The sequence below is a fragment of the Acinetobacter sp. WCHAc060025 genome (genome assembly GCF_004209355.1).
Lineage (GTDB): Bacteria > Pseudomonadota > Gammaproteobacteria > Pseudomonadales > Moraxellaceae > Acinetobacter > Acinetobacter wuhouensis.
The window spans coordinates 73,497-79,788 of the sequence record NZ_SGSX01000020.1 but is presented as its reverse complement, the minus strand read 5'-3'; the positions used below and the strand labels follow the sequence as shown (position 1 = coordinate 79,788).

Annotated in this window: 4 protein-coding genes and 1 pseudogene; 1 reads left to right on the top strand and 4 read right to left on the bottom strand. The window is 40.3% G+C overall.

The genetic code is table 11. The annotated features are described in order from the left end of the window. Positions 1-130: 130 nt before the first annotated feature. A complete protein-coding gene (locus tag EXE09_RS15695) occupies positions 131-2,023 on the bottom strand; it encodes a 5'-nucleotidase C-terminal domain-containing protein (RefSeq protein WP_130117879.1) in 1,893 nt (630 codons plus the stop codon). A 214-nt stretch (positions 2,024-2,237) separates the two neighbouring features. Here EXE09_RS15695 and EXE09_RS15690 point away from each other — a divergent pair, with 214 nt between their 5' ends. After that, positions 2,238-2,813, top strand: a complete 576-nt coding sequence (locus EXE09_RS15690; protein ID WP_130117878.1) for a YczE/YyaS/YitT family protein — start codon at positions 2,238-2,240, stop codon at positions 2,811-2,813. A gap of 523 nt (positions 2,814-3,336) precedes the next feature. On the opposite strand, the gene tauD is transcribed toward EXE09_RS15690, so the two are convergent. The 3 genes and pseudogenes from tauD to tauB form a co-directional block, all read right to left on the bottom strand. After that, complete coding sequence (gene tauD, locus EXE09_RS15685; protein ID WP_130117877.1) at positions 3,337-4,200, bottom strand: taurine dioxygenase; 864 nt, start codon at positions 4,198-4,200, stop codon at positions 3,337-3,339. A 426-nt stretch (positions 4,201-4,626) separates the two neighbouring features. After that, a complete protein-coding gene (gene tauC, locus EXE09_RS15680) occupies positions 4,627-5,469 on the bottom strand; it encodes a taurine ABC transporter permease TauC (RefSeq protein ID WP_130117876.1) in 843 nt (280 codons plus the stop codon). Positions 5,470-5,471: 2 nt separating this feature from the next. Further along, positions 5,472-6,277 (bottom strand): annotated as a pseudogene (gene tauB, locus EXE09_RS15675) (taurine ABC transporter ATP-binding subunit). Positions 6,278-6,292: the final 15 nt, after the last annotated feature.

The following is a 6,292-nucleotide window of genomic DNA, read 5'->3' as shown; positions in this document are numbered from 1 at the left end:
TCAAGGGTTTTTAATCGTGTGGACATTTTTTCTACCAAATTCATGAAAAAATCGTTTTTTTATCTATTTTTTGAGCATTTTTATAAAAAAATCCCGCCGAAGCGGGATTTTTTGCACTTATTTATTCATGTTATTTGGCTTTGTCGATAAACAACTGGGTACTGTACTGAGTTGTTGCCAGTTTATTGATCTTCTTCTGACCAATCTGTCCTGGAAGTGCCTGTGCGTACTTTAAAAAAGCTTCTGCATAATCTAAACCGACATTGACACGGCGTTCACCTGTAATGGTTTTCAGTGTTGTGTAATAGTCACCACCATTTGCAAGGAAATCAATCGTGATGACTTTATAGGTTTTATTCAGATCCAGATTTTCATATTGCCCTGCATCATTGCGTACTTGAATCTGACTAAGGCGTTGACCTTTGTTCTGAGTGAAGTCGACATTCCAGCGTAATCCACCTGTATATGGATAACTGCCTGTATTGTTCTGTGCAATCACACCGTCTATTGCGTCTTCCAGCGTCGCTTTTACTTCTGCCCCCGTCATATCCAGACGCAATAGGGTATTTTTAAATGGCAGGACATTATAGATTTTGCCGACGCTGACATCGCCTAAGGCAACATCTTCACGTACACCGCCACCATTCTGGAAGGAGATATCCGCATTGAAGAATGTCTTGCCCTGTTGTAGGAACGCCTCAGCAATGATTTGCTGGATATCACCGCCATACTGATCTACATGCGGGTTTTTATTACAAACATCACCTAAAGAGGAACGTCCTACATCGCGTTGCGTCCCAGGGACACGGCGTGAACATAAGTTATCGGTTGCTTGTCCTACGATAGTTTGCGCAAAACTCTTTTTCTGATCTTGATACGGTTTTAAAACATCCAGCGTTTTTTGTAATGGCGTAACAACTCTAAATGGAACATTATCCGTCTTAAATTGATTAAGAATGGCTTGCTTCTCTGTTTCTGTTACTACTTTGGCATCTTTAGCGGTTCGTGCAAAATTATTCCCAATTAACACATTCGGCGTACCACTACAGCTTTCAATGTTACCATTCTTATCAAACTTCACATTCAACTCACCGACGATATAACTATATTGCCAAGCTTGTGCCACACAAACCAAATTGCCATCTTTATTCTTCAGCTGCGTTGGATACAGACCTTCTGGAGTCATATTGTATTTTTTTAGGCTCTCAGGACCCAATAATGTATGTGAATCACCACCAATAATGACATCAACACCTGTCAATGATTGCGCAAGTTGCTGATCTAGGTCGTAGCCCACATGAGTTTGTAGGATAATATTTTTAATGCCCTGAGCTTTGTATTGATCAATTTCTTTTTGTGCTGTGACGATCTCATCTGCAAATAAAGTATCTGCATTCGGTTGTGATGAGTTCTTGGTTTTCTTCGCCACAGTTAAACCAATGATGGCAAATTTCACCCCATCTTTTTCGAAGACTTGTGATTTTTGAATACGGTTGGTTTTATATAATGGTGAAGAAGCACCAAAAGTGACATTGGCAGTGAGAATTTTGGTTTTGTTTTTACATGAACCTTGATCAAGGAAATCTATAAATTTTTTCAACCCATCATCTTTGGCATCAAACTCATGGTTTCCTGGTGTAAAGGTGTCAAAACAGATGGTATTCATTGCGTCTGCATCCGCTTTACCATCGCTTAAGTTGTAGTACAGATCCCCTGTAACTGCATCACCTGCATGAATCTTTAAAACATTCTTCTTTTCTGTTGCCAGTTGATTGATCAAGCTCGCGACTCGTGCAAAGCCCCCACTTGTAACAGAAAATTCTTCATCACCTGTCCCCACATTGGCTTTAAACTTAATACTTTCTTCATCCAGATGTGAATGGTGATCATTAATATGTAGAATATTAAGTTCCAGTGGTTTTCCCTCAGCCTTTACAGCAGTATCATTATCATCATTACACGCTGTCAAAAGTATCGAGAGAACCGACAACACTAAAATATGTTTTTTATTATTAATCAACATGATATTTCCAACATTCAGTATATATTAGATCTTTATTTTGTCTTTTATTTATTTAATTTTGATGAATAATTAAACACAATGAAAGTATTTTTATTTTCTGAACTATCATTAAAAATGATCATTTCATCAAATTGAGACATTTTCGTTGCTTTCGCCTTATAGACCACCTAGATCTGAAGGCATACACTATTTATTTGACCCTTTATCCAATCCAATGCCAAAACACTTTCTGCTTCGCTTACTCACCTTATTTTGTGGCTTAAGTTTATTGTCATTTGGTGTTGCGCTTTCGATCCGTTCTAATTTGGGTACTTCTCCAATTTCTTCCGTGCCTTATGTATTCAGCTATATTTTTCCATTAAGCGTCGGCGTACTGACCATTATCCTGCATGCAATTTTTATTCTGATACAAATGGCGATTTTAGGTAAACAGTTTCAGATGATTCAGTGGCTGCAACTTGTGGTAGGCATTGTATTTGGTGTGTTTATTGATGTTGCACTCTGGCTGACGCAATCTATAGACATTCAACAATACGTTTATCAGATGTCGGTGTCATTGATCAGTTGTGTGATTACAGCGATTGGCGTCATTTTACAGGTTAAAGCTCGTTTAATTTATCTGGCAGGTGAAGGGATTTATCAGGCTTTTGCAATTCGTTTTAACAAAAATTATGGCTCAGTCAAAACCTATGGCGATGTGATTCTTGTGGCTTTTGCAGCGACCAGTTCTTATCTGGTGTTGCATCAACTGATCGGAATTCGGGAAGGGAGATTATTTCTGCTTTTTTAATTGGGACACTGATACGTACGATGATGCCTAAATTCAGCTTTCTAGATTTTAAATGATATTACTCACTTTAAAAAAAAAGAGGTCTTTTTAAAACTATTTAAAAGCTTGCTTGACGGAGTCTTACATCAAGCATTTAAATTTAGGGATTAGCCTTCCGCTGGACTTACTTTTCTTTCGGGAAAATGAGCAGTGAAACTGCGCAAGGAAACCATCTTGCGGAGCTTTGCTCCTCACCGCAAAACTCGTCAACATCCATCAAATTTTTCAATACATCGCAGAAACATTAACTTGTATATTTAGTCCTGCCTCAAACACGTTGCGGATGACGTTTTCGCGTATCCATATTCTTCAAGATTTAGAGCATAGCTTTTATCTCACAGCATAACACCAGTAAAATAACTTATCTGACTCACGTTAGCATACTCAAACTATAAAAAATCCATGTGAATTTACTGAAACTCACATGGATCAAATCATTAAAACTATACTCTTAAAATCGTACTTTCAAACTAATACGTTCAAATCAATCCGCCTGAAAAAACGGTTTATCCCCCATCAAAGTCGCACGGTTCATCACACGATGCGCAGGACGATAATCATCTACAGCATAATGGAACGTACAACGGTTATCCCAGAAAGCCACATCATTGGCTTGCCATGACCAGCGCACCACAAACTCTGGTTTTTGAATATGTTCAAACAGCATTTTCAATACTGCATCACTTTCCTTTGCTTCTAGCTCATTAATGCGAGTGGTAAAACCTTCACTGACGAATAATGCTTTACGACCTGTCACAGGATGTGTACGAATCACAGGATGACTGATAGGCGGATGTTTTTTCTTGGCTGCTTCTAGTTTTTCCAGTTCAGCAGGATCACCACCAAAACGGTCTACAGGGAATGAACGCGCAATATCATGGGTTGCGGTTAAGCCACTCAACATCTCCTGCATTGGTTTAGATAAGGCTTCAAAAGCCGCTGTACCGCTTGACCATAAAGTATCTCCACCCCACGCTGGTACTTTCTTGGCACTGAGAATTGCGCCCATTGCAGGTTCTTCAAGGAAGGTTACATCGGTATGCCAAAGTGCATTGTCACGTAAGTCATTCAGTTCAGTATCCAGCACCATAATTTCCGGCTGTTCTGGAATATTTGGGTAAATCGGATGGACATGCAACTGACCAAACTGACGGGCAAATGCCGCGTGTTGTTGCGGTGTCATTTGCTGATTTCTAAAGAAAATCACCTGATATTTCAGTAAAGCTGCTTCAATCGAAGCTTTTTCCTCAGGTGTTAAAGGCTGATTAAAATTAACACCTTCAATTAAAGCACCAATCGTTGGATTCAATGGGGTTACTTTAAAAGTACTTGAAACAACAGCGTTCATTTCTTCCTCGATCATCTCATGATGTTTGAAAAGATTTAAATAACTAAAGAATAAATATAATCTGACAATCTGTTTGCTAATTAAAACTTTAACTTGATCAGGCTTACAAACAAATGTTACGCAGTAACATCAAAATCATATTTAAAGTCTCGATAAAAGTGGATACGCGAAAGCGTCATCCGCAACGTGTTTGAGGCAGGACTACATTTATAAGTAAATGTTTCTGCGATTTATCAATCAAGTGTTGCTTGCAGACGAGTTTTGCGGTGAGAAGCCGAGCTTCGCAAGATGGTTTCCTTGCGCAGTTTCACTGCTCATTTTGCCGAAACAAAAGTACCTCGAGCCGAAGGCTAATCCTGAAATTAAAACTTTTGATGTAAGACTCCGCTAAGAAACAATGCTGTTCTTTTGAAGTGCGTAACATCATTACAAAGACTGCTTATCCCAAGGCACCAGTTTTCTCTGCAAACGGCGCAAACCAATTTCCAGAATAAAAGCGATCACTGCAATAATTAAGATACCCACGATCACCACATCTGTTGCTAAAAGTTGTGACGAGGATTGCACCATAAAGCCCAAACCTTCAGATGCACCTACCAGTTCAGCGGCAACCAGTGTAGACCAGCCTACACCTAAGCCAATGCGGATACCTGTCAGAATATTGGGCAATGAACTTGGTAAGATCACGTGTTTAATAATCTGCATCTGGCTTGCACCTAAAGACTGCGCTGCACGAATTTTAGCTTGATCAACCGAACGCACACCTGTTGCAGTTGCAATCACAATCGGGGCAAAGATCGCTAAATAGATCAGCAAGACTTTGGATAACTCACCGATACCACACCAGATCACAATCAATGGTAAATAAGCCAAAGGCGGAATCGGACGATAAAACTCAATAATCGGGTCTAACACACCACGAACGATTTTATTGCGTCCAATCGCAATACCTAAAGGAATCGCTGTAATCACCGCTGCAATCAAAGCTGTTCCGATACGTCCCAGACTCGCACCGATATGACTCCATAAGCTGATGCTCATATAACCATTGGCGAGTAAGTCCTGAAAACGATCTATCACTGCAACTGGCGATGGTAAAAATAAAGCATCAATCCAGCCCAATGTAGTCACCAACCACCACACCGCAATGAGCGCAATAATCGTAATCGTGCTGATCAAAGTGATACTGGTTTCACGTGGAACTTTTGCGGAAGCCGACTGAGGTGCAGTACCTTGAGCAACCAATTCAGGATCTAAATGTGCTGTCATGATTACACCTGCTCGACGTGTTGATTTTGATTATTGAGTTGACCGTTTTGAATAAAAACACGATTCAACACATATTCACGCATTTCAATAAACTTCGGATCTGATTTAATACTGCGCGCAGACTCACCATTGGCATAACGCTTTGCAAAATCCAGTTCTAACTTTTCAACAATACGTCCAGGATTTGGCGCAAGAATGATGAGGTCTGTGGCAAGGAAAACAGCTTCCTCAATATCGTGAGTAATTAAGAATGTCGGTTTAGCCGTACTTTTCCAAACATCTAATAATAGACACTGCATTTGCTCACGGATAAATGCATCCAAAGCACCAAAAGGCTCATCCATTAACAATATTTTAGGATCAGAAGCCAAAGCACGTGCCAAACCAACACGTTGACGTTGCCCACCTGAAAGTTCCCAGATGTGACGCTGACCAAAACCGTCTAAATTGACCAGACTTAATAATTCCTGTGCTTTGCTCAGTCTTGTTTTTCGATCTATACCTGCGAGTTCTAAACCAAAGGCGTATTGTCCTGTACATTTTGCCACGGCAATAACACATCGTCCTGAAACACCACACCACGGTCACGACTTGGTGCAAGCACTTCCTCACCATCCAGTTTAATCGAACCGAGTTGTGGATGAGTAAAGCCTGCTATCAGGTTTAATAATGTTGTTTTACCACTACCTGAAGCGCCCAAAGCCACCATTAACTGCTCAGAAGCCAACTGGAAAGATACATCCTGAAGTACAGGGTGTTGAGCGCCAGCATACTGCGCTTGTACATGTTCTACCGTCAATACAGCCATGATGAACCCTTCCGA